1 protein-coding gene is annotated in these 1493 nt (G+C 46.4%); it reads right to left on the reverse strand.

The annotated features are described in order from the left end of the window. Positions 1–126: 126 nt before the first annotated feature. On the reverse strand, positions 127–1473 hold the full coding sequence (locus ACFI6L_RS20205; RefSeq protein WP_061439450.1) for an IS1182 family transposase: 1347 nt from the start codon (positions 1471–1473) through the stop codon (positions 127–129). Positions 1474–1493 lie beyond the last annotated feature (20 nt).

Consider the following 1493-nt stretch of genomic DNA (forward strand, 5'->3'; position numbering starts at 1 on the left):
CGAAGGCTGCGATCGCGATATTTTTTAATAAGGCGTTTTTGTTTTAGTGTTGAGCTCTTAGAGGGCAATAAGTGAGTCATTTACTCGATTAGCGGGTTTGCGAGCGAGATTTGAGGGTATTTAGGCTTATACAGCCTTGGCTAAGGCCATTTTCTTCATGTTTTGACATGCAGCGGCTAGCAGACACTGCATCGAGACCTTACTGAGTCCGCGATAGCGACAGTATCGATGTCCGTGGTGTTGTTTTGCATCTGCGAAGCTTCGTTCTACCGTTTCAGCTCGCCTTCGATATTGCTTCTTCCCCCATTCACTTAATCTGACTTCGTTTGCGTTCTCGACACTCTTCTGCCAGACATGGCGCGTTATAACTTTTGTGTGATTCTTACTGTTTGTACATTGCTTACGAACGGGACAGCTTATGCATTGCTTCGCATCAGAGTGATACTGGCGGTAGCCTTCGCGGTTAGTGGTGTTGTAAGCAATAACCTGGCCTTGGGGGCATGTGTATGTATCAGATTCTGTGTCGTATACATACTCGCGTTTAGCGAAGTAGCCTTTCTTTTTCGTAGGGCGACGATACCCCATTACACCAATCAGTTGTCGCGCTTCGAGGTGATGACACACCGCGGCGGTGAAGTAGCCCGCGTCGAGACCAACGGCAATATGGTTGAGTTTGAAGGTGTCTCTAGCTCTATCAATACGCGCAATGATAGGTTGGCTATCGTGAACATTTCCTGGTGTCGCGTGTGTATCAACGATAATACCGTGACGCCCATCTACGATGCGATGGTCTAGGTAGAAGAAGCCCTTGGGCTTCTCATCGCGCACCATAAAACCACTATCAGGGTCAGTGCGGCTGACTTTCGTAGGCTTCGTGCAAGGCTTGTCTTCCTTACACTTCAGGGGCTTTTTTCCCTCTAACTCCCTGTCTTTGGTTACTGCTTCGTTTAGCTGTTCCACATAAGCTGACGGTGTCACCTTCAAGTCTTTTATGTCGAAGCGTTTCTTGTTGGCGTTCGCTTTTAAGTGCGTGCTATCGGCAAACAAACTCTTACCACCAATGAGTCCTTGCTTCATGGCCTGACGCACAATGTTGTCGAAGATAACCTGATAGATATCGCTGTCTTTAAAACGCTTGATGCGGTTTTGACTCAGCGTGGAATGGTGAATCACATCTTCCGTCAATCCCATACCTAAGAACCAGCGATACGCCACATTTACTTGTATCTCTTTAATGAGGCGTCGCTCACTACTGATACCAAATAAATAACCGAGAAACAGAATTTTAAAAAAGCGTACGGGGTCAACCGAAGGGCGACCGTTATTCTGACAATATAGATGAGCCACCTCATCGCGGATAAACTCAAAATCTATCGCCATATCAATTAAACGAACCAAGTGGTCTTCTGGTACCAGTTCATTGATATATACGGTTTCAAACTCGTATTGTTGTGGGGACTTTGGGGTTAGCATGGTGAACACTCCGAATTTCA

It is taken from the genome of Alteromonas sp. G4i35 (assembly GCF_054960375.1).